Origin of the sequence: Nonomuraea sp. NPDC049129 (genome assembly GCF_040648495.1) — a bacterium.
Taxonomy (GTDB): Bacteria; Actinomycetota; Actinomycetes; order Streptosporangiales; family Streptosporangiaceae; genus Nonomuraea.
On record NZ_JBEZDU010000003.1, the window covers coordinates 666116 to 686371 of the forward strand.

20 protein-coding genes, 1 tRNA gene and 1 other RNA gene are annotated in these 20256 nt (G+C 68.2%); 16 read left to right on the forward strand and 6 right to left on the reverse strand.

Annotated features, from left to right (window positions below):
* The first annotated feature begins 41 nt into the window (after positions 1-41).
* The 5 genes from AB0B64_RS12650 to AB0B64_RS12670 all read left to right on the forward strand — a co-directional run bounded on the left by AB0B64_RS12650 (position 42) and on the right by AB0B64_RS12670 (position 2868).
* Positions 42-425 carry a metalloregulator ArsR/SmtB family transcription factor gene (locus AB0B64_RS12650; RefSeq protein WP_358176850.1) on the forward strand — a complete coding sequence of 128 codons (384 nt, stop codon included), beginning with the start codon at positions 42-44 and terminating at the stop codon, positions 423-425.
* A complete protein-coding gene (locus AB0B64_RS12655; protein ID WP_358176853.1) occupies positions 422-1144 on the forward strand; it encodes an aquaporin in 723 nt (240 codons plus the stop codon). Before AB0B64_RS12650 ends, AB0B64_RS12655 begins: the two co-directional genes overlap by 4 nt.
* 9 nt (positions 1145-1153) lie before the next feature.
* Positions 1154-1582: an arsenate reductase ArsC gene (locus AB0B64_RS12660; RefSeq protein WP_358176856.1), complete on the forward strand. Its 429-nt coding sequence runs from the start codon at positions 1154-1156 to the stop codon at positions 1580-1582.
* Between the two features lie 181 nt (positions 1583-1763).
* A complete protein-coding gene (locus AB0B64_RS12665) occupies positions 1764-2123 on the forward strand; it encodes a metalloregulator ArsR/SmtB family transcription factor (RefSeq protein WP_357937895.1) in 360 nt (119 codons plus the stop codon).
* Positions 2116-2868, forward strand: a complete 753-nt coding sequence (locus tag AB0B64_RS12670; protein ID WP_358176859.1) for a methyltransferase domain-containing protein — start codon at positions 2116-2118, stop codon at positions 2866-2868. The genes AB0B64_RS12665 and AB0B64_RS12670 overlap by 8 nt, the downstream gene beginning before the upstream one ends.
* A gap of 118 nt (positions 2869-2986) precedes the next feature.
* On the opposite strand, the gene infA is transcribed toward AB0B64_RS12670, so the two are convergent.
* Together infA and AB0B64_RS12680 are read right to left on the reverse strand one after the other, a co-directional pair.
* Positions 2987-3208: a translation initiation factor IF-1 gene (gene infA / locus AB0B64_RS12675; protein ID WP_357937889.1), complete on the reverse strand. Its 222-nt coding sequence runs from the start codon at positions 3206-3208 to the stop codon at positions 2987-2989.
* 137 nt (positions 3209-3345) lie between these two features.
* Positions 3346-4116, reverse strand: a complete 771-nt coding sequence (locus AB0B64_RS12680; protein ID WP_358176862.1) for a GNAT family N-acetyltransferase — start codon at positions 4114-4116, stop codon at positions 3346-3348.
* Between the two features lie 513 nt (positions 4117-4629).
* On the opposite strand from AB0B64_RS12680, the gene AB0B64_RS12685 reads away from it, so the two are divergent.
* Positions 4630-5475, forward strand: a complete 846-nt coding sequence (locus AB0B64_RS12685) for a TIGR02452 family protein (protein ID WP_357937884.1) — start codon at positions 4630-4632, stop codon at positions 5473-5475.
* 256 nt (positions 5476-5731) lie between these two features.
* On the opposite strand, the gene AB0B64_RS12690 is transcribed toward AB0B64_RS12685, so the two are convergent.
* Positions 5732-6802, reverse strand: coding sequence for a hypothetical protein (locus AB0B64_RS12690; protein ID WP_358176865.1), 1071 nt, complete (start codon positions 6800-6802; stop codon positions 5732-5734).
* A 954-nt stretch (positions 6803-7756) separates the two neighbouring features.
* Here AB0B64_RS12690 and AB0B64_RS12695 point away from each other — a divergent pair.
* The gene (locus tag AB0B64_RS12695; protein WP_358176868.1) at positions 7757-7999 is read left to right on the forward strand and encodes a hypothetical protein; all 243 of its coding nucleotides are present in this window, start codon (positions 7757-7759) and stop codon (positions 7997-7999) included.
* Positions 8000-8276: 277 nt separating this feature from the next.
* Here AB0B64_RS12695 and AB0B64_RS12700 read toward each other — a convergent pair.
* A tRNA-Ser gene (locus tag AB0B64_RS12700) sits at positions 8277-8361 on the reverse strand.
* Between the two features lie 105 nt (positions 8362-8466).
* Here AB0B64_RS12700 and ffs point away from each other — a divergent pair.
* Positions 8467-8562: signal recognition particle sRNA small type (gene ffs / locus AB0B64_RS12705), an RNA gene on the forward strand.
* Positions 8563-8593: 31 nt separating this feature from the next.
* Complete coding sequence (locus tag AB0B64_RS12710) at positions 8594-11188, forward strand: DNA polymerase III subunit gamma and tau (RefSeq protein WP_358176871.1); 2595 nt, start codon at positions 8594-8596, stop codon at positions 11186-11188.
* Between the two features lie 34 nt (positions 11189-11222).
* Here the strand turns inward: AB0B64_RS12710 and AB0B64_RS12715 are convergent, their stop codons facing one another.
* Complete coding sequence (locus tag AB0B64_RS12715) at positions 11223-12521, reverse strand: helix-turn-helix domain-containing protein (RefSeq protein WP_357937872.1); 1299 nt, start codon at positions 12519-12521, stop codon at positions 11223-11225.
* Between the two features lie 398 nt (positions 12522-12919).
* On the opposite strand from AB0B64_RS12715, the gene AB0B64_RS12720 reads away from it, so the two are divergent.
* The 5 genes from AB0B64_RS12720 (at position 12920) to AB0B64_RS12740 (ending at position 16810) form a co-directional block, all read left to right on the forward strand.
* Positions 12920-13270 carry a YbaB/EbfC family nucleoid-associated protein gene (locus AB0B64_RS12720; protein WP_225302239.1) on the forward strand — a complete coding sequence of 117 codons (351 nt, stop codon included), beginning with the start codon at positions 12920-12922 and terminating at the stop codon, positions 13268-13270.
* A gap of 3 nt (positions 13271-13273) precedes the next feature.
* Positions 13274-13873 (forward strand): recombination mediator RecR, encoded by a 600-nt coding sequence (recR, locus tag AB0B64_RS12725; RefSeq protein WP_225302238.1) that lies wholly within the window; start codon positions 13274-13276, stop codon positions 13871-13873.
* Complete coding sequence (locus AB0B64_RS12730; protein ID WP_357937869.1) at positions 13866-14396, forward strand: DUF5063 domain-containing protein; 531 nt, start codon at positions 13866-13868, stop codon at positions 14394-14396. The genes recR and AB0B64_RS12730 overlap by 8 nt, the downstream gene beginning before the upstream one ends.
* Positions 14397-14480: 84 nt before the next feature.
* A complete protein-coding gene (locus AB0B64_RS12735) occupies positions 14481-15755 on the forward strand; it encodes an aspartate kinase (protein ID WP_357937866.1) in 1275 nt (424 codons plus the stop codon).
* Positions 15752-16810, forward strand: coding sequence for an aspartate-semialdehyde dehydrogenase (locus AB0B64_RS12740; RefSeq protein WP_357937863.1), 1059 nt, complete (start codon positions 15752-15754; stop codon positions 16808-16810). Before AB0B64_RS12735 ends, AB0B64_RS12740 begins: the two co-directional genes overlap by 4 nt.
* Before the next feature lie 104 nt (positions 16811-16914).
* Here the strand turns inward: AB0B64_RS12740 and AB0B64_RS12745 are convergent, their stop codons facing one another.
* Entirely contained in the window at positions 16915-18018 is a 1104-nt protein-coding gene (locus AB0B64_RS12745) for a hypothetical protein (protein ID WP_358176874.1), read from the reverse strand.
* Positions 18019-18398: 380 nt separating this feature from the next.
* On the opposite strand from AB0B64_RS12745, the gene AB0B64_RS12750 reads away from it, so the two are divergent.
* A complete protein-coding gene (locus tag AB0B64_RS12750) occupies positions 18399-19067 on the forward strand; it encodes a TetR family transcriptional regulator (RefSeq protein WP_357937857.1) in 669 nt (222 codons plus the stop codon).
* Positions 19068-19254: 187 nt separating this feature from the next.
* A complete protein-coding gene (locus tag AB0B64_RS12755; protein ID WP_358176876.1) occupies positions 19255-20211 on the forward strand; it encodes an LLM class F420-dependent oxidoreductase in 957 nt (318 codons plus the stop codon).
* The last annotated feature ends 45 nt before the right edge of the window (positions 20212-20256 follow it).

Sequence of the window (20256 nt, forward strand, 5' to 3'; positions counted from 1 at the left end):
CGAGTTTGCGCTTCTGATTAGAAGTCTGTCAAATTAGAGATATGTCGAAACAGGAGCTGCCGGTGGTCGCCTCCGGATGCTGCACGCCGCTGATCGCGGAGCCGATCAGCGAAGACGAGGCCGCCGAGACGGCCCGCGTGTTCAAGGCATTGGGCGACCCGATCCGGTTGCGGTTGCTGTCCCTGATCGGTGCCCACGAAAGTGGCCGCCAGGTCGGCAACGGGGTGTGCGTGTGCGAGCTGACCGAGGCTTTCACGGTCACCGCGCCGACGATCTCGCACCATCTCAAAGTGCTGCGCGAGGCCGGTCTGATCGACAGCGAGCGGCGCGGCACCTGGGTGTACTACTGGATCGTCCCGGCCACGCTCAAGCGTCTGACCGGCGTACTGGCCCTGCCCGAGACGCTTGTCGCGGACGCGCGGTGAACCTGGCACGCCGGGCCCTGGCCGAGTTCGCCGGCACCGCGGCCCTGGTGGCGATAGTGGTCGGCTCCGGCATCATGGCGGCTGATCTGTCGCGTGACGTCGGCGTACAACTGCTGGCCAACAGTCTGGCCACAGCAGCGGGCCTGGCCGTGCTCATCGTGATCCTCGGACCCGTGTCCGGCGCGCACTTCAATCCGGTCGTCTCCGTCGCGGCCTGGGTACTCACCCGCCGCGACGCTGACCCGGCGGTGCGTGGCCGGGAGGTGGCGGCCTACGTTCCCGCCCAGATCGCCGGAGCGATCGCGGGGGCCGTCCTGGCGAACGCCATGTTCGCGCTCCCGGCCGTTCAGATCTCGGCTCGTGACCGGTCGGCGCCTCACCTGCTGCTGGGTGAGGTGGTGGCCACCGCCGGGCTCATCGTGGTCATCTTCGCCCTGATCCGGCAAGGCCGCGCCACGCTGGCACCGGTCGCGGTCGGTGGCTACATCGGCACCGCCTACTGGTTCACCAGCAGTACGAGCTTCGCCAACCCCGCCGTCACCCTGGGGCGAGCGTTCACCGACACCTTCGCCGGGATCGCCCCCGCTTCCGTGCCCGGTTTCATCGCCGCCCAGCTGGCCGGTGCCGCGCTGGGCGGCCTGCTGCTGGTCCTGCTCTACCCGAACAGCCCGCAACACGTCTCCGGTTCCACTTACCAAGCCGCCGATCAGCCCCGATAGGAGAAACCCGTGCCCGACGTGCTGCCGCAGGTGTTGTTCGTGTGCGTGCACAACGCCGGCCGCTCCCAGATGGCCGCCGCCTTCCTGTTCCACCTGGCCGGCGGCCGGGTACGCGTGCGTTCGGCTGGTTCCGCGCCCGCCGATGAGGTGAACCCGGCCGTGGTGGAGGCGATGGCAGAGCGTGGCATCGACATCTCCGCCGAGATCCCCAAGGTGCTCACGGTCGATGCCGTCCAAGCCAGCGACGTCGTGATCACCATGGGTTGCGGCGACGCCTGCCCGATCTTTCCCGGCAAACGGTACGAGGACTGGGTGCTGGCCGACCCGGCAGGGCAGGGCGTCGAAGCCGTACGTCCGATCCGGGACGCGATCGAGGCCCGCGTACGCGCGCTGATCGCCGACCTGACCTCCGCTCCCGCGGACACGGCGACCAGGTGAGCGTCGCCGCGAATCTGGACGGGCCAATCATCGGCATATAGCGAGACATCGTACTGATCGAGCGTCGCAGTCACATCGTCACCTGAACTCTCTCGGTAAGTCCGGCCGCTCTCATACCTGCATGGAATGTCGCCATCTGCGGCTTCCGTGACCAGTCTTCATCGTCTATCGTCGATTAACGATGAATGGAGAGAAGAGGCCGCTCGATCGGCCTACCGCCGCCGAGTACGCCTCCTGGTTCAAGGCCCTGGCGGACGCCACCCGCGTGCAGATCGTCTCGCTGCTGGCCCGGAGTGGCGCGCCGATGAGCGTGGGCGAGATCGTCGAGGCCGTCGATGTGGGCCAGTCCACCGTCTCGGCGCACCTCAGGATTCTGTCCGAGGTCCGGTTCGTGCTGGTCGAACGTGTCGGCACCGCGGCCTTCTACCGGATCAACACCGTGTGCGTGGAGTGCTTTCCCAGCGCAGCCGATCTCGTCATGGGCCGTCCCGCTCCCAAGCCGCCCACCTGTACGCCCGCGTCAGGAGATACCGATGAGTGAACCCACTGACAGGCGTGAGGCCACCGTCCAGCGCTACTCCGGGCTGGCCCGGCTGGCCGTGTCCGGCGGCACACCGCTGGACTGCGAGGCCGGCGCCTTCACCGACGGTTGTTTCGGCTCCGCCGCCTACGCCGACGGCGACGCACCTGAGATGCCAGAGGCAGCCCTGCGCGCCAGCCTCGGCTGTGGCAACCCGCTCGCCGTCGCCGACCTTCGCCCTGGCGAAACGGTGCTGGACCTCGGCTCCGGCGGCGGCCTGGACGTACTGCTGTCCGCCCGCCGCGTCGGCCCCACCGGCCGCGCCTACGGCCTGGACGCCAGCCCCGACATGCTCGCCCTGGCCCGCACCAACGCCGAACAGGCCGAAGCGAAGAACGTCGAGTTCCTGCACGGTCACATCGAGGACATCCCGCTGCCCGCGGCCGCTGTGGACGTCGTCATCTCCAACTGCGTCGTCAACCTCTCCACCGACAAGCCCGCAGTGCTGGCCGAAGCCTTCCGCGTCCTGGTACCCGGGGGCCGCCTGGGCATCAGTGACGTGATCGCCGACGACGACTTGAACCGCGACCAGCGCATCGCCGCCGAACAGCGCATCGGTTGTGCCAACGGCACCCTCACCGCCCGCGAGTACGAGCGACTACTACGAGACGTGGGCTTCACCAGCGTCCGCGTCACGCTCACCGACGACACCGGCGGCGGACTCCACTCCGCCATCGTCCAGGCCCTCAAGCCGAACGACGGCTGACACGAGCGGGTGCTTTGCGATACCGGGGACGCTGCCCCGGAGTGTCACAGCCGGTCTTCCGCGCTCAGCGCGCGGCGAACCGCAGCGCAAGATCTGGCTGTAACACTGGGGCCCGCCGTTACCTGTATCGGTAGAGGATTCGGCCGCGGGCGAGGTCGTAGGGGCTGAGCTCCACGAGCACCCGGTCGTACGGCAAGATCTTGATGTAGTTCTTCCGTATCTTCCCGCTGATGTGCGCCAGCACCTTGTGGCCGTTCTCGAGCTCTACCTTGAAGGTGGCGTTGCGTAGGCACTCGACGACGGTGCCCTCCACCTCGATGCCGCCTGCTTTTCTTGCCATGATTTCTCCGGAGTGGCTGTGAGGTCGGTGCGGAAACGGATCCTGTTGCCGCAACCGTGATCGGGGCGCCTCGGCAGGCGCGGTTGTCGCAGGCGGCGGCCGTGACCCGACCGTCTCGCCCGGCGATGGGTGGGGCGTCAGCGGAGTACCAGCTCCAGGTTGCTGCTCGCACGCCGGGCGCCGACGCGCTCGAAGAGCGCCATGGCCGCCCCGTTGGATTCGTTCACCTCGGCCGATGCCGTTTCGATCCCGCGGCGGTGCAGCGAACCCAGCACATGGGCGAGCAGCGCCCGGGCGATACCGCGGCGGTGCTGGTCGGACCGGACCGCGATCAGCCCGATCCGTGGCTGCCGGATGACCGGCGCCACCCGGAGCAGCCCCACATATCCATCCGATTGTGCGGCCACCGCGTACTTCGACGGGTCCAGCACGGTAACGCCGTCCGGGAGGGGCAATACCTCAGCCAGCATCTCCTGCCATCCGACGGTGGCTTCGACCTCGTCGCGGATCACGCGGTCCAGCTCGCGCAGAGGGCCCTCCTGCGCCTCGCCGACGCCCACGATCGTCACGTCCGACGGCGGTGGCGCTGAGCCGAGTCCCGTGACCTGCGGGTCGGTGGGTACGAGGTACTCCCACTCGCGGCGTCTGGTCGTGAAGCCGGCTCGTTCCCAGTGGGACGTCAAGTCGAGGTCGGTTTCGTCGACCAGCGTGTACAGCGGCTTCGGCAGGTCCGCCAGCATGGCTTCGGCGAGTTGGTCGAAGACCGCGCCGTGCCACGCGTCGATGCTGACGAAGATCCGTCCGTCGGGCCTGCGCGAAGTGTCGCCGCGGCCGACCACCCGGTCGTCCGCCAGAGCGTGCCATTGCCGCTCCGCGACCCGCGCGATCACTACGGGATGCTCGCCCATGTCTGAAGTGAAACTGTTCATAGGTTGTTGCCTTTCGGGCTTGCCTTGTCGAGGCACTCCCGGCGACACCTATGTCAATCGCCCGACCGTGATGACGAGGGGGAGCACCCACATCGATACAGCGTTCATGGGTCTCACCTCCTTGCGGCCTGTCACGGTTCCCGCACGCTATCAACCCGAACGCGATCCCGTACAACCATTTTTCCGGCGATCAGCTCGGCGGGCCGCCAATGCGCTCATCAGCCGCGAGTCGCACGGCTCTCCCAAGGTCCAGGCGCCCGTGCGTCGCGTCGTTGATCTTTGAGGATCGCCAACGCTGGGCGTCCACCACAGCGTTACAGCCGTACGGTGGCGCAGGGTGTCCTCAGAAGGGGTGCGAAGCGCCACGTTGACCGGCGCGCCGAGCGTCTCGTCGGCCTCGTCGATGGCATCGACCGCGAGCAACTGCGCCAGTTCGGTGCCGGGTTCAAAAGCGTTCGCCGCGTCGCTCGGGCGGGCCCTAGCATGCCGATCATGAGCAGACGGTTGCGCGGCATTGCCAACGACAATGCCCAGATCGTCGCCGAGGGCGGGTACGTGGCCCATGACGGCACCTCCGTAACCATCGGCCCAGTGTTAGCCGCGGCGATCTCCGGCACGGTCGACCACGCGCCCGACGAGCCCATCGACCTGCCCGCCCCCGCCGGTCGTCACACAGTGTTCGAGGTGACCGGAGAGGACAGCCTGCGAGCGGCGCGGCGGCTGCACCTGGAAGGGGCGGAGCACATCGCCGTGCTCGACTTCGCTTCGGCCCGCAACCCCGGCGGCGGCTATCTCAACGGGGCGAAGGCTCAGGAAGAGGATCTGTGCCGCAACGCTCTGCTGTATCCGTGCCTGCTGGCGGCCCCCGGCTACTACGCCGCCCACCGTTCCTCGGCCGATCTGCTCTACAGCGACCGCGTCATCTGGTCGCCCGGCGTGCCCGTCCACCGCGACGACCAGGGGCGGTTGTCGCCGGAGCTGTACCAGGTGTCGTTCCTGACCTGTCCCGCGCCCAACGCAGGCCAGGTGCTGCGCCGCGACCCAGACGCTGGAGAGCGGATCCGGCTCACGCTGCACCGGCGTGCGGGGCGCCTCCTGGCCGTCGCCGCCCGCCATGGCGCGCGCGAGCTGGTGCTCGGCGCCTGGGGTTGCGGCGTGTTCCGCAACGACCCGCGGGATGTGGCCGGCGCCTTCCGTGTCCATCTGGCTGATTCGGGCGCGTTCTCGTCGGTGTTCGATCGGGTGGTCTTCGCCGTGCTCGACCGTTCGGATGAGTCCACGACCCGGGGCGCGTTCACCGACTGCTTCGCTTCAATGCTCTCCACGGCGGCGCCGTGACGATCTGGAACGCCGGAAGGGGTGTGCCGCGATCGCGGCACACCCCTTCCGAGCTGGCGGAGGATGGGGGATTTGAACCCCCGAAAGGTTGCCCTTTACACGCTTTCCAAGTCTGCTGATCTCTGTTCGGGAGTGTTCGAGGGGTCCTCTGAACTGGCCTTAAGCGGTACGCCGTCCAGTGCTGAACGTACTCGGACGGACATGGACTGAGACCCAGATTGAGACCCAACGTGCTGCTGCTTTTGCATTTGGAACTTCACTTCGCGATCTCGACATGTGAGCTCACGGTCACGGAGTGGAGTTCGAACGCCTCCTTCGGCAACAGCACTCGCTTCGCCTGGCCGGTACGAACGTTGACCAGGTAGAGACGGCGTCCATAATCCTGTGTCTCGACATCAATGAGCACCCTGCTGGCGTCGTACCAGTAGACGAAGCTTTCGATCTCCCGCAGCCCGTCAATGTCGGGAGTGACGCGGCTGACGATCTGGCCGGACTTCGCATCCAAGGTGCCGACGGTTCGGGATGGCGCGCCATACTCCTCGCCGTCGAATGCCAGCAGGCGGCCGTCGGGAGAGACGTGGGTCTTCGACAGCATCAGGTAGGGGAGGATGGGAAACTGCACCTTCAACGTCCTTCCCGGACGTACGGCGCTCGCCTCCGTTGTTTTGGCGGAGTCCTTGTGAACAGCCACGAAGGTCGTGCCCGCATCGGCGATGCCGATGACACAACACGCCCGCGGGAGAGTGAGAACCTTGGCGGTTTTCACGTCATACCGGATGGCGCGCGACTTGGGGTGGTCTATCGAGTCGACCGCCAACCACCGGCTGTTGCGGGAGAACCCGAAGGACATCTCCCATCCTTTCCAGCTCTTCGGGGTGGGAACGATACGGACCGTTCCCCGCTCAAGGTCGCGGATCATAAGGCGTTCACTCTTGGCGTGCAGGTAGGCGAGCAAGACACCATCTGGTGACACAGCGATATCGCCCATGTCCTCATCCGGCAGTGCATCGCGGACTGCCCACTCCTTCCCGGTGGTGGTGACCACATGCCACACGTCACACGACTTCGTGAAGCCGTCACAGGGCGAGTAGGCATACCGGATCGGCTCCGAGAGCTTTTTCTGGAGAGGCCGGACAAGCGGCTTCGTGGTTCTCGTTGATACCTCGAAATGCGCTATGGAAGCCTCTCGATAGGCTGCGGCGCTGTCGACCGGGTGCGAAACCAGCGCGGCCATCAAGAGGGATACGAACACAAGGCCTCGTCGGCCGAACCTGTCCATGGTGACCCCCCAATTGACGACGATCACCTTAGACCAGACGAGGGGCACGCGAAACGTGTCCTAGAGGGACAAACCTGCTGTAACACCAGCCCTCTGGTGTTACAGCAGGTTTGGCGTGTAGCGCCCAGGAGGGGCGGGCGAAGCGCCATTCAGCCCTTCGCTTCACAGGCTCAGAGACAGCAGGGACACCTATGGCCGGTGAATGTCCCTTGCTGCCGTCCGTTTTGCGCTGGTCAGGGCGGGCACTGTGACACTAGGGACAGCCGGGACACCTCTCTGCCCGCATCGTGGCCGATCTGGCCGATGGTGACGATGATCGTGGCCGGGCCGGTTCGCCAGGTGCCGAGCCACGCGGTTGGCTATGACGCCGGGCCGGTGCTCCACGCGGCACCACGGCACGCCGCACGCGGGCTTGCCTCCGGTCACGGCTCCGCCCCCCGCGCGGTGTGAGGCCGCCTTGGCGCACACGCGGGGTCTTCGGGTCCGGCCCTCGCAGTCCAGAGGGGGGCGTGTGGATGGTGGCCCCGCACGGGTGTGTAGGGCTTCGTGCGGGGCCATCCGCCCCGGTCAGCCGGGTGGGGCAGCGGCATCCCGGGGTTGCTTCATCGGGGCACGTGCTTGTCGAACGAGCCAGAACCCATGCCCGGCCGCGGCCTGCTCGGGCAGTTCATCGAAAACAGCTCGCCGGGCTGAGGCTGCACTGCATCCCAATGCTCGGTGGGAACATGCCCCGGTATGGCACCTTGACGATCTGCGCGTCGCAGAAGTCGCACACGCTCTCCTGCGCGGGAGGAGGCGCCTCGCGAGCCATGCCAGGCTGGATGATCATCGCTGCTCCTCGGTGAAGCGGGCGATGATCTCGGCGATGTGCTCGCGCGGAGTGTGGCGTTCCACCCACGCCAGCGGTGGACGGTCGCGAAGTGGCTGACTCACTGGATCGAGAACATCGCCGTCCCACCTGCCATCCGCGAAAGCACGCATTCCGGCTACAAGGTGGACGTGGTGACCTATCTGATCCCCGGAATCGGTGCTCACCGTCCCGACAAGCTGGAGCCCGAACACCTCGAAAAGCTCTACGCCAAGATCCAGCGCTCCGGCCGATCCGCTGGCACGGCTCACCATGTTCACCGGACCATCCGCTCCGCGCTCAACGAGGCCGTACGGCGTGGCCACATCACGAAGAACCCGGCGACGCTGGCGAAGAGGCCACGTCAGACACCAAGTCAAAGGCTGGACGGCGCGTGATCGGCCTGCCGGATGAGCTGGTGACCCTGCTCAGGAAGCACAAGGCAGAGCAGGTCAGGGACCGCGAAGAGGCTCGCCAGCATGGGGTGGTCCGGCTCAGGCATGGCGGTGCGGTATCAGCACGACAGACGGCATCCGGCAGACCGTGGCCAAGCAAGTCGGGGGTCTCATCTGGGAGGCAGACAGGGGCTCTGGAAAGGCCAACTGAGACCCGAATAGCGAAAGGGGCCGACTTGGATGGGGTCGGCCCCTTCGCGTTTACTGCCTCAACCAGGCGCGGAGGATAGGGGATTTGAACCCCTGATAGGTTGCCCTATACACGCTTTCCAAGCGTGCGCCCTCGGCCACTAGGCGAATCCTCCGCCGAGTAGCTTACCGGACTCCCGTACGTGACAAGACCATGATTTACGTCCGGCGAGACCACGATTTGGCTGCAGCGAGCACTGCTGGATGTGGCTAGACTGTCCAAGGACCCCTCGCGCGGCGTCATCCTGTGAACCTCCCCAGGGCCGGAAGGCAGCAAGGATAAGCGGGCTCTGGCGGGTGTGCGGGGGGTCTCTTCGTTGAGAGCCCCCTCGCAGGCGGGATGGTCGCATGAGCCTTGCGCTTTATCGCAGGTACCGACCTGGGACCTTCGCCGAGGTCAAGGGTCAGGAGCACGTCACAGATCCGCTCCGACAGGCGCTGCGCACGGGCCGTATCAACCACGCCTACCTCTTCAGCGGGCCGCGCGGCTGCGGCAAGACCTCCAGCGCCCGCATCCTGGCGCGTTCGCTCAACTGTGAGAAGGGCCCCACCCCCGACCCGTGCGGCGTCTGCGAGTCGTGTGTCGCGCTCGCCCCCACCGGTCCGGGTCACCTCGACGTCATCGAGATCGACGCCGCCTCCCACGGTGGCGTGGACGACGCGCGTGACCTGCGCGAGCGGGCCTTCTTCGCGCCCGTCTCCGCGCGCTACAAGATCTACATCATCGACGAGGCGCACATGGTGACCCGCGAGGGTTTCAACGCGCTGCTCAAGCTCGTCGAGGAGCCTCCGCCGCACCTGAAGTTCATTTTCGCGACTACCGAGCCGGAAAAGGTCATCGGGACCATCAAGTCGCGGACCCACCACTATCCCTTCCGGCTGATGCCGCCGGCGACGCTGCGCGCGCTGCTCGAAGAGATTCTGGTCGCGGAGAATGTGCCGTTCGAGCCGACCGCCCTGCCGCTCGTCGTACGCGCGGGAGCCGGGTCCGCGCGTGACTCGCTGTCCATCCTCGACCAGCTGCTCGCCGGGGCCGAGGACGACGGCATCACCTACGCCAAGGCCGTCTCGCTGCTCGGCTACACCGATGGCGACCTGCTCGACGAGGTCGTCCAGGCGTTCGCCTCCCGTGACGGGGCGCAGGTCTTCCACGCCGTCAACCGGGTGATCGAGGGCGGCCACGATCCGCGCCGGTTCGCCTCCGACCTGCTCGAACGCTTCCGCGACCTGGTGATCCTGGCGAACGTCCCCGAGGCCGCCAGCAGCGGCCTGCTCGATCGTCCGGCCGACGAGCTGGAGCGCCTCGTCCAGCAGGCGAGCTCCATGGGGCCGGCCGAGCTCACGCGGGCCGCCGAGATCTTCAACGCCGGCCTCACCGAGATGCGCGGCGCGACCTCCCCGCGGCTCCTGCTTGAGTTGATGTGCGCTCGCGTTCTGCTGCCCGGCGCGTCGCAGGGCGAGGACGCCCTGCTCGCCCGCCTCGAACGCCTCGAACGCGGCGGCGCCGTCGCCCAGATGGCCGCCCGGGCCATGCCTGCCCAGGCCACGCCTGTCGGTGGTGGGCCGGTGCATGGTGGTGCTGCGTACGCGAGTGGTCCCGCACAGAGTGGTGGGCCCGCCCCTGCGGGTGGTGCTGGGTATGCCGGCGGTGTTCCGCAGGCTGGGGACGGCGGTCATGCTGGTGGGGGCGCGCCGGCCGACAGTTCGGCGGTGTCTGCCGGTGGCGTGTCCGCGAGCCCGGGGTCCCAGGGGGGCAGTGCCGATGACTGGCCGGAGCCGGCTCGCCCCGGGCGGCCCGCGCAGTCACCAGCCGGATCCCAGGCAGCGTCGACGCCCGGCGCCGGGTCCCACGGGCCGACGTCGCACGCAGCCGCGCCTCAGGGCCCGTCGGCCCAAGGCCAGGCGTCCCACGGGCAAGCGCCTCACGGGCAGGCGTCCCAGGGGCAGGGGGCGTCGTCCCATCAGGGTGCGGCTCCAGTTGGTGTTGGTGGTGCTGGGGCGGTCCAGCAGCAGTGGCCCGCCGTGTTGGCCGCGCTCAAGCGGCGCAGCATCGTCGTCTGGGCCAATGTGAGCACCAACGCCCAAGTGGTGGGCATCGAGGGCAACCTGGTCACGCTCGGCTTCGGTCAGGTCGGCGCGATGAAGAACTTCACGGGTGGCGGCAAGGACGCCGTGGTGGCCAGCGCGCTGGCCGATGTGCTCGGCGGCACCTGGCGGGTTGAGGCGGTCGTGGGCGGCTCCCCGGCCCCCCAGGGCTCTGGGGGCTCACGGCCGGGGCCTCAGTCCGGTCCGCACACGGGCTCCCACGCGGGTCCGCAGGCGGGCTCGCACACAGGACCGCACCAAGGCTCGCACCCGGCTCCGCAGACGGATCCGTCGCAGTCGGGCGTTTCCCGGTACGACCAGCCGGGGTCTGCGACAGTCCCGCAGAGCGGTGCTCAGTCGGGGCACAGCCGTGCTCATACGCATGGCTCGTCGGACGACGACTCCGGTTCTCAGGAGGCGGGCCAACCACCCGGACCAGCCGACCACGCCTCCCAGAACGGTGGCCGCCCGACGACGGACGAGTCCTGGCCGGACGCACCTGACGATCCGGGTCCCGGCTCTCCACCCACCCCGGACCCCACCGACTCGACTACCGGTGTCCGGCCCCAGGGTTCGGGACAAGCCGTGAGCGTGGGCGCGGGCAATGGCTCGTCCGGGACGGGACTGGCCGCCGCGAGGTCGGCCGCGAAGGCAGCCGCTCAGGCGGGTCCCAGGGCCCCCGCCTCCAGGCAGCAGGCAAGCTCTGCCGCCTGGCCCGAAGCTGTCCCCAACCGCCGGAAGGGCCCGGAGGCCGACGAGGTCGACCCGCTGAACGACGCCGACGCGGACGTGGACGCGCGCTCCGGCATGGCCCTCCTCCAGAGCGAGCTCGGCGCCCAGGTGATCGGCGAACTCTGAGAACTCGCCTCGGGTATGCGGTGAACCGGCGGTCTCAGGCGCGTAGGCGGGCTTGGGCGGCGGCGGCGCGGTGGTCAGTCGCGGGGAGGGTGGTCGCGAGGCGCTGCAGGATCTCGAAGTCCTCTCGTCCGCCGGAGGTCTGCGCGTACGCCCACAAATCATCGGGTGAGCCGCGCAGCAGCAGGCACGTACGTACCTGGACCTCGAACTCGTCCCGTTCGCGGCGGATCTCGGGCGACTCCGAGCGCGGCAGCAGGGGGCCGGCGTAGACGCGGGCCAGAGAGGCGGGGTCCGGGCTCGCCAGCAGGCCCCGGAGCTCCAGGAAGTCGGCCTCTATGGGTGAGGTCAGCCGGTACGGCCGGGCGCCGATCGTGTCGCCGAGCTCGGCGCGGAGGCGGTGGATCTCGACCCGGATCGTCACCGGATTGCCGTCGTCGCCGTACAGATGGAAAGAGAGCTGTTCGGCGCTGAGGCCGCCGGGGTGCAGGGCCAGGAGGGCGAGGATCTCGGCGTGCCGGAGGGAGAGTGGCAGGCGGTGCTCGCCCACCAGGGCCGTTGGCGAGCCTTCGCCGAGGAAGCCGCGCAGGCGGAGGTGAGTGGGGGCGGATGTGAGAGGTGCGGCGCGTAGGAGGTAGCCGTCGGAGAAGGGTTCGAGGAGGACGAAACGGCCGTCCCGGAGGATCATGCGCTCGCCGGGGGCGGGCAGCGGGAGCCGTTCACCGAGTGTGCCCAGCGGGTCTCCGGAGAGTACGCGTCCGGTCGGGGAGAGCAGGATGCCCGGGTGGCCGCCCAGGGCCTCGTAGCGGCGGCGCAGGCGCTCGTCACGTTCGTGCATGCGCAGGGCGAGCTGGGTCTCGGCGAGCTTGGCCGTGGCGCAGACCAGCGCGACCGTGGCCGGGTGCGGGGAGCGCGCGGTACCGCTGATGTCGACGCAGCCGAGCACTCGGTCGGTGTCGGGGTCGATGATCGGGGCGGCGCTGCGTGACTGTACGTGCAGCACGCGCATGAGAGGTCTGTCGGTGCAGGGCTCGGTTCGGTCGGGTTCGGTGGCGACGCGCAGGACGCCAGAGTTGCCGTCGCGCAGGACGCCAGGGTTGTCGTCGCGCAGGACGCCAGGGTTGCCGTCTCGCCACAGAACCCTGCCGTCGGCGTCCGTCACGACCATCATGTGGGCTGATTCGTCGGCTATGTGGGCGAGCGACTGGGCGAGTAAGGGGAGCAGTGACTGCAACGGGTGCACTTCGCGGAGGTCGTGGGCGTTCCCGATCTCGTGCGTGTTCTCCCGGTCGAGGCTCGTGTCCTGCGGGTCGGTGCGCAGCCCTGTGGTGACCATCCCGTACGGTCCCTCCGACGCCGCCTCCTCCGTAACCGCCGCCGCGCGCGCTCCGCGAGAGTGCGCTTCCGGATGTGTGTGACACATGGGCCACTCCAAGTAGTCAACCCCTTACGGTGAGCATCCGCTTCGCGGTTGGTGGCCGCAACCGGTTCGGGGGGATTGCAAGGGGTGATTGAACGATCGCAACGTGTGTGCAACGTTGCCGGGGCTAGCGTGCGGCAACGCGTCGGCGTGGTGCGGCCGCTCCGGCCGACGTGTTGGCCGGGTCTCGGACACTGGAGGGGGGCCGGGATCCGGCCAAGGCGAAACGTTGGGGATGCCGCAGTACATGACGACGCCCAAACACCGTAGGCTCGTGGCAGTCAAGAACGCGGAGCCACGAGGAGCGCACGACGGTGAACCCAGGGGATGTCAACCTGCAGCAGCTGCTGGAGCAGGCACAGCTCATGCAGCAGCAGCTTGTGAGCGCCCAGCAGGAGCTCAACGACGCGCAGATCGAAGGCTCGGCCGGCGGCGGCATGGTCACAGCCGTGGTCAACGGCTCGGGAGAGCTGCTCGAGCTGAAGATCAACCCGAGCGTCATAGACGCCGACGACCCGCAGGACACGGCCGACACGATCGCCGACCTGGTGATCGCCGCCGTACGCGACGCCGTTCGCGCGGCGGCCGACCTGCAGCAGGAGAAACTGGGCCCGCTGGCCCAGGGACTCGGCGGCGGCGGTCTCGGACAGTTGCCAGGGTTCTAGGCCATGTACGAGGGGGTCGTCCAGAACCTGATCGACGAGCTCGGCATGCTGCCCGGCGTCGGTCCCAAGAGCGCGCAGCGGATCGCGTTCCACCTGCTGGCGGCCGACCCGGCCGACGTGAAGCGGCTGGCCCACGCCCTGCTGGAGGTCAAGGAGAAGGTCAGGTTCTGCCGGGTCTGCGGCAACGTGGCCGCCGAGGAGGAGTGCCGTATCTGCCGCGACCAGCGGCGCGACACTCATGTGATCTGTGTGGTCGAGGAGTCCAAGGACGTCGTCGCGATCGAGAAGACGCGCGAGTTCCGCGGGACCTATCACGTGCTCGGCGGCGCGATCAGCCCGATCGACGGCGTCGGCCCTGACGATCTGCGCATCCGGGAGCTCATGACGCGCCTGGCCGATGGCCGGGTCACGGAGCTCATCCTCGCCACGGACCCCAATCTCGAGGGGGAGGCGACGGCTACCTACCTTGCCCGTCTGGTCAAGCCGATGGGTCTGAAAGTGACACGACTGGCCAGCGGTCTGCCTGTGGGCGGTGACCTCGAGTACGCCGACGAGGTGACCTTGGGCCGCGCGTTCGAAGGACGGAGGCTGCTGGATGTCTGACCAGTGGAGCGCGCTGGCGGAGGAGATCGCCGCTCACGCGCAGAACTATGTGGACGGCCTGACCAGGGTCGCCGGCGGCGAGGGCGGCGACGCCATCTGGTCGCTACTGCTGGTCGAAGTGGCGCAGGTAAGTCTCGCGGGCGCCAAGCTCGGCGCCAACGAGGATGTGATCCTCTCGGGCAACTACGAGCCGCCACTGAGTGAGGATCCCGACATCGACGGCGTACGCACCGCGATGTCGGAGTTGCTGGAGGCGGTCGACGACTATGCCGAGGTGTTCGACCCGTACAAAGACACGGGTGTCACCCCATACCGGCTCTCCGACGACCTGACGGCGGTCGCCGCCGACCTCATCCACGGGCTGCGGCATTTTCAGGCCGGACGGCCGCACGAGGCGCTGTGGTGGTGGCAATACTCCTATTTCAATACGTGGGGCAACCACGCGGGCGCGGCCATGCGGGCACTTCAGGCACTCGCCGCCCACTCACGGCTTGACGTGGCGGAGGAAACCACGGCGGTGTGATCATCCACATAGTGGTATGAACCATCAGGCGCATGAGAAGCCCCCAGTAGACTGGCAGCTCACAGTCCGAACCGGGAGACTCTCGTGGCGCTCGTTGTGCAAAAGTACGGTGGTTCGTCCGTCGCCGACGCGTCCTGCATCAAGCGGGTCGCGCAGCGGATCGTTGCGACGAAAAAAGCCGGCAACGACGTGGTCGTGATCGTCTCCGCGATGGGTGACACGACGGACGAGCTGCTCGACCTGGCCGAGCAGGTGTCGCCGCTGCCTCCGGGCCGCGAGCTCGACATGCTGCTGACCTCCGGCGAGCGCATCTCGATGGCCCTGCTGGCGATGGCGATCGCCAACCTGGGGCACGAGGCCCGCTCGTTCACCGGCTCGCAGGCGGGTGTGATCACCGACTCCACGCACGGCAAGGCGCGCATCATCGACGTGACGCCGAGCCGCATCCGCGAGGCGCTCGACCGGGGCCACATCGCGATCGTGGCCGGGTTCCAGGGCGTCTCGCAGGACACCAAGGACATCACCACGCTGGGCCGCGGCGGCTCCGACACGACCGCCGTGGCGCTGGCCGCCGCGCTGAGCGCGGATGTCTGCGAGATCTACACCGACGTCGACGGCATCTTCACCGCCGACCCCCGCATCGTGGGCGCGGCACAGCAGATCCCCAAGATCTCCTATGACGAGATGATGGAGATGGCTGCCTGCGGTGCGAAGATCCTGCACCTGCGCTGCGTCGAGTACGCTCGGCGCTTCCATGTGCCGATCCACGTACGCAGTTCGTTCAGCACCAAAGAAGGCACCTGGGTCGTTTCTGATCCTTATAGCGAAGGAACCGAGATGGAGCAGCCGATCATCTCCGGCGTCGCGCACGACCGGAGCGAGGCCAAGATCACCGTTGTCGGGGTTCCCGACAAGGTCGGCGAGGCTGCCGCGATCTTCAAAACTCTGGCGGACGCCGGGATCAACATTGACATGATCGTGCAGAACGTCTCGGCCGCGGCCACGGGCCGCACCGACATCTCCTTCACGCTGCCCACGACCGACAGCTCGACGGCGCTGACGGCGTTGAAGAAGATCCAGGGTGACATCGCCTACGAGTCGCTGCTCTTCGACGACCAGATCGGGAAGGTGTCGCTGATCGGGGCGGGCATGCGCTCGCATCCGGGCGTCACGGCGACGTTCTTCGCGGCTCTCGCCGACGCGGGGGTCAACATCGAGATGATCTCCACCTCGGAGATCCGCATCTCGGTGATCGTCGGGCAGGACGGTGTGGACACGGCCGTGGCGGCCGCGCACCGGGCCTTCGATCTCGACGCGGACCAGGTCTCAGCAGTGGTGTACGGAGGTTCAGGACGATGAGCAGGCCCAATCTGGCGTTGATCGGCGCGACCGGGGCTGTGGGCACCGTCATGCGCGACCTCGTCTCCACCCGTGCCGACATCTGGGGCGAGGTACGCCTCGTCGCCTCGGCGCGTTCGGCCGGCAAGCTGCTCAGGGTGCGCGGCGAGGACGTCGTCGTGCAGGCCCTGGCGCCCGAGGTGTTCGACGGCATCGACATTGCCATCTTCGACGTGCCCGACGAAGTGTCGGCCGTGTGGGTGCCGATCGCGGCCGAGCGTGGCGCCATCGCGATCGACAAGTCCGGCACGTTCCGCATGGAGCCCGACGTCCCGCTGGTCGTGCCGGAGGTCAACCCGCTCGACGCCCGGCTGCGGCCGCGCAACATCATCTCGACCCCCAACTGCACCACGCTGTCGATGATGGCGGCCATGGGCGCGCTGCACGCCGAATACGTGCTCAAGGAGCTCGTCGTCGCCTCCTACCAGGCGGTTTCCGGCGCGGGCGTGGCCGGTTCCGCGCGGCTGTACGACGAGGTCGAGGCGCTCGCCGGTGACCGGTCGATCGGCCAGGTGGCGGGCGACGTACGCAAGGTGCTGGGCAACAAGCTGCCCGAGGAGTCGCCGTTCCCGGCGCCGATCGCGTTCAACGTGGTGCCGTGGGCGGGCTCGTACAAGGAGGGTGGCTGGGCCTCCGAGGAGCTCAAGCTGCGCAACGAGTCGCGCAAGATCCTCGGCATCCCCGACCTGAAGGTCTCCGCGACCTGCGTCCGGGTGCCCGTGATCACCACGCATTCGCTGGCGGTGCACGCGCGGTTCGAGCGTGACATCACGGTGGCGGACGCGCACCGGGTGCTTGAGGCGGCGCCGACGGTGGTGCTGATGGACGACCCGGCCAACGGGGTCTACCCGACGCCGATCGACGTCGTGGGCACCGACCCGACCTATGTCGGGCGGATCCGGCAGGCGGTGGACTTCCCCAACACGCTGGATCTGTTCGTGTGTGGTGACAACCTGCGCAAGGGGGCGGCGCTCAACGCCGCTGAGATCGCCGAGCTGGTGGCGAGCGAGCTGTAGTCGGCCCTCCAGATGTCTCAGTAGGCGGCGCGTCGTGCGGGTTCGCACGGCGCGCCGCCGTCTGGGTCGTCGGCCCTGTCACCAGGCCGCGTCACCAGGCCCTGTCACCGGAACAGGATGTCCCAGTGGTCCACCTCGTCGGCGAAGACCGTGCCCGAGGGTGATCGGTAGAGGGCGGCCCCGTCGCCCCGGGTACCGGACTTCTCGTGATTTTTGGTGATGTATCGGTCGATACATGGGTTGTGGGTGATGTCCAGCTTGTAGCCGTTTCCGTGGCTGTACGGGCCCGGGGCGTGGCCTGCTTCGGTGCCGCCGGTGACCATGACGGGGCAGCCGCTCTGGCGCTTGATGCCGATCACCCGCGAGATGGTCGAGGTGCGGATGTCCTCCAGGGACGTGCAGCGGTACACCTGCTTGTTCGTGCAGTGGCCCGACGAATGCGTACGCAGGCCCTCATCACGCAGCCAGTCGGCGGCCAGCGCGTGGGACATGCGCACGGTCGCGTACCTGGGTTTGACGCGGGCCAGGTTCACGTCGGCCTTCTGGGACCTGCCGGCCTTCTGGAGTTTGGCGGCGTTCCGTGTGGTGGCGTCGCCCGGCTTCCGCGGGGTGGCGGTGCCGGGTTTTCGCATGGTGTCGGCCTCGAGCTTCCGCATGGTCACGGCGGCCGGGTGAGGCACGGACGACAGAGGGCGCACCGCGGTAGTGGACACCTCGGCCGGTGAGACCGGCGCGTCGGCTCGCAGAGCGACTGGTACGGCGTCCTGTGACATCGTCGGCGGGTTGGCCACGTCCCGGTCGCGTACGGCCCTTTCCAGGCCGTTTACGGGCGTCTCTGGCCCGCTCGCGTCCCTCTCCGGGTCCCGCACGAGCGCATCCCCCTCCCCCATGAGCACATCCCGGCCCCGCACAAGCGCATCCCTGTCCCGTACGACCGCGTCCGGGCGACGTATGACCGCGTCCGAGCGATGTATGACCACGTCCGGACGACGTATGACCACGTCCGGACGACGTACGACCGCCGCCACCGTCTCCACGCCGCCGGTCGCCGTTCCCGGGTCCCGCAGGAGCGCGGCCGGGCCGCTCTCGTTCGCGAGCGGGCCGAAGGTGATCGGTTCTGGGACCGATGACTCCGGCGCGCCCGCGAACGTGTCAGGATCGCGCCCGATCGACTTCTGGCCGTGGGCGGAGGGGCCCCCGCGGTTCAAGGCGGACTCCCGGCCGAAGTCGGCCGGATCCACCGAAGGGTGCCAGCGGCGCGCCTCGATCGTCCCCCCGATGTGGTAGGACCGAGTGATCGGTGATGGTGTCTGCCGCGGCGCCCTGCCGGGTGCTTGGGAAGCGGCGGAAGCGGCCGACGCCAGCGCGATTATGGAGATCTCAATGTTGAGGAATACGACCGCTACCAGCCGTACTGTTCCACGTATCCACATGTCGATGCCTTTTCGCGGAATAGCCCTTCCGCCAGAAACATCAATCCCATCCTTCGCAGGAGCTAACCCCTATCTCACCGGGATTTTTGCCCTGTGGTGGCGATCACCGTGATCTTTCCTGACCTAACGCACCACTACCACGTAAAGTGACGAACGTGTCCGAAGCCCGAAATCGAGGACCGGAGAGCACCCGGGAAGTCATTGTCGAGACGGCTTTGCGGCTGTTCCGGGAACGCGGCTTCGATGCGACGACGATGCGGGCCATCGCGGCCGAGGCCGGTGTATCCGTCGGTAACGCCTACTACTACTTCGAAAGCAAGGAGGCGTTGATCCAGGCGTACTACGACCGCGCCCAGGCCGAGCACGAGGCGGCCTGCCGTGAGCTGCTGGCCACGGAGTCGTCGTTCGCCGCCCGGCTGAGCGGGGTGCTGCGCGAGTGGGTACGGGTCTCGGAGCCCTATCACGAGTTCGCGGTGAAGTTCTTCAAGCATGCCGCCGAGCCCACGAACCCGCTGAGCCCGTTCAGCGCCCAGTCCTCGCCGGCCCGTGAGGCGTCGATCGACATCTACCGGCAGGTGGTCGAGGGAGCGCGCGACCGTATGAACTCCGAGCTGCGCGAAGAGCTGCCGGAGCTGCTGTGGCTGCTGTCGATGGGCATGGTGCTGTTCTGGGTGCACGACACCTCGCCAGGTTGCGACCGTACGCATCGCCTGATCGACGTGACGGTCCCGCTGGTGGACCGGCTCGTCGGCCTGTCGCACCTGCCGGGGCTGCGGGGGATCACGAAGGACTTCATCGCGGCGGTCCACGAGCTGCGCGCCTGACCCGACAAAACGCCCGGCAAGACGACGCCCGGCAAGGCGACGCCCGGCAAGGCGACGCCCGGCAAGACGGCTGAGTGCGGGGCGGGTCAGAGGGGTCAGGGCGGCGACTACATACCGGTCGGTTGGTATGGTCGGCCTACCTGGCATTGACGCCCGATCCCCCGCGAGGGGCAAGCTGGAGGCCGCGATGACTCAGAACTGGGGCATGACGATCCCGTTCACCGACCGTTCACTGGCGGACTCGCAGGAGCTGATCGCGGAGCTGCCCGCCCTCGGCTACACCGACGCGTGGTCGGCCGAGGTCAACGGTGTCGACGGGTTCGTGCCGCTGGCCATGGCCGCGCAGTGGGCGCCGGGGATCCGGCTCGGCAGCGCGATCGTGCCGGTGTTCACGCGCGGTCCGGCGCTGCTCGCGATGCAGGCCGCCACGCTGGCCGACCTGGCGCCCGGCCGGTTCCTGCTCGGCATCGGCTCCTCCTCCCCGGCGATCGTGGAGCGCTGGAACGCGGTCGAGTTCACCAAGCCGTACGCGCGGACCCGCGACACCCTGCGCTTCCTCAAAGAGGCGCTGACGGGGGAGAAGGTGTCGCAGCGGTACGAGACGTTCGAGATCAAGGGGTTCAAGCTGGACCGGGCGCCGAAGATCCCGCCGAAGGTCGTGCTGGCGGCGCTGCGGCCCCGGATGCTGCGTCTGGCCGCCGAGGAGGCGGACGGCGCGATCACCAACTGGCTCTCGCCCGAGGACGTACGGAAGGTGCGGGCCGAGATCGGTGACACCGAGCTCATCGCCCGCCTGTTCGTCTGCGTGAGCGAGGACACCGACAAGGTACGCGCGCTGGCCCGCTGGATGCTGGCCGCCTACCTCACCGTGCCGGCCTACGCCGCCTTCCACGACTGGCTCGGCCGGGGCGAGGTGCTGCGGCCGATGCACGAGGCGTGGGCGGCCGGCGACCGGCAGGCCGCGCTCAAGGCGATCCCGGACGAGGTGGTCGACGCGCTGGTCGTGCACGGCGACGCCGCGACCTGCCGGGCCAGGATCCAGGAGTACGTCGACAACGGCCTCGACACCCCTGTCCTCGCGCCCATCCCGGGTGGCGAGGTGACCATCACGCAGGCCGTCCGCGACCTGGCCCCCACGGCCTGACCGGGAGGAAGCGATGGCCGACGCACTGGGGCGTGACGCGACCGA

Coding starts and splice junctions, on each gene's coding strand:
- AB0B64_RS12670 (WP_358176859.1), top strand. CDS start 2,116: ATGAGTGAACCCACTGACAGGCGTGAGGCCACCGTCCAGCGCTACTCC.
- AB0B64_RS12715 (WP_357937872.1), bottom strand. CDS start 12,521: ATGGTCACCACAGGGCTGCGCACCGACCCGCAGGACACGAGCCTCGAC.
- AB0B64_RS12685 (WP_357937884.1), top strand. CDS start 4,630: ATGAGCAGACGGTTGCGCGGCATTGCCAACGACAATGCCCAGATCGTC.
- AB0B64_RS12730 (WP_357937869.1), top strand. CDS start 13,866: ATGTCTGACCAGTGGAGCGCGCTGGCGGAGGAGATCGCCGCTCACGCG.
- infA (WP_357937889.1), bottom strand. CDS start 3,208: ATGGCAAGAAAAGCAGGCGGCATCGAGGTGGAGGGCACCGTCGTCGAG.
- AB0B64_RS12740 (WP_357937863.1), top strand. CDS start 15,752: ATGAGCAGGCCCAATCTGGCGTTGATCGGCGCGACCGGGGCTGTGGGC.
- AB0B64_RS12665 (WP_357937895.1), top strand. CDS start 1,764: ATGAATGGAGAGAAGAGGCCGCTCGATCGGCCTACCGCCGCCGAGTAC.
- AB0B64_RS12680 (WP_358176862.1), bottom strand. CDS start 4,116: ATGGGCGAGCATCCCGTAGTGATCGCGCGGGTCGCGGAGCGGCAATGG.
- recR (WP_225302238.1), top strand. CDS start 13,274: ATGTACGAGGGGGTCGTCCAGAACCTGATCGACGAGCTCGGCATGCTG.
- AB0B64_RS12650 (WP_358176850.1), top strand. CDS start 42: ATGTCGAAACAGGAGCTGCCGGTGGTCGCCTCCGGATGCTGCACGCCG.
- AB0B64_RS12710 (WP_358176871.1), top strand. CDS start 8,594: ATGAGCCTTGCGCTTTATCGCAGGTACCGACCTGGGACCTTCGCCGAG.
- AB0B64_RS12755 (WP_358176876.1), top strand. CDS start 19,255: ATGACTCAGAACTGGGGCATGACGATCCCGTTCACCGACCGTTCACTG.